Genomic DNA, 531 nt, shown 5'->3' on the forward strand with positions numbered 1-531 from the left:
GCTGGATTCTGAGCGAGGGCAAATCGTTCAGAATGGCGTTCCAGCTGTTATCCGGCAGCCAGCGCTGTCTGTCGGTTCCGTCCTTCGGGTAAACCGCCGGGCTGAACATCACCCCGCGCAGCGGCACCGCATAGGGGCCGGTGAGCAGCGACACCGCCAGCGCATGAAAACGCTCCGCCATCCCGTTACGCAACTGCCAGCCCAGACGCAACAGGAAATCATGCGTATGGCTGCCCAGCCCCTGCTGCACGCCAGGCTCTATCAACGTGTCCGGTAGCGATTTCAGGGTCTCCACCAGCTCCGGCGGCGTGGTGTGCGGGGCCAGCAGGCAACCCACCGGCTGAGTCTCGCGGCCCTCCTGTGGCCACGCGCTCTTCTGCACTTCCCACAGATACAGCGGCACGCGCCAGCCCAGTTTTTTATAGCGTTCGTTAAGCTGGCGAACAATCAGGTCGCCCTGCATCGCCTGACGCAGTTCGCCGTCATAGACCAGCACTATCGCGCTGACCGCACAGCGTTTAAGTTTACGCA

The 531-nt window shown here is 62.3% G+C and carries 1 pseudogene; it reads right to left on the reverse strand.

Annotation, left to right across the window (positions count from 1 at the left end):
- Positions 1-531, reverse strand: a pseudogene (locus F4V72_RS24000) (ImcF-related family protein); the annotation flags it as partial.

The organism is Salmonella enterica subsp. diarizonae, from assembly GCF_008692785.1.
Lineage (GTDB): Bacteria > Pseudomonadota > Gammaproteobacteria > Enterobacterales > Enterobacteriaceae > Salmonella > Salmonella diarizonae.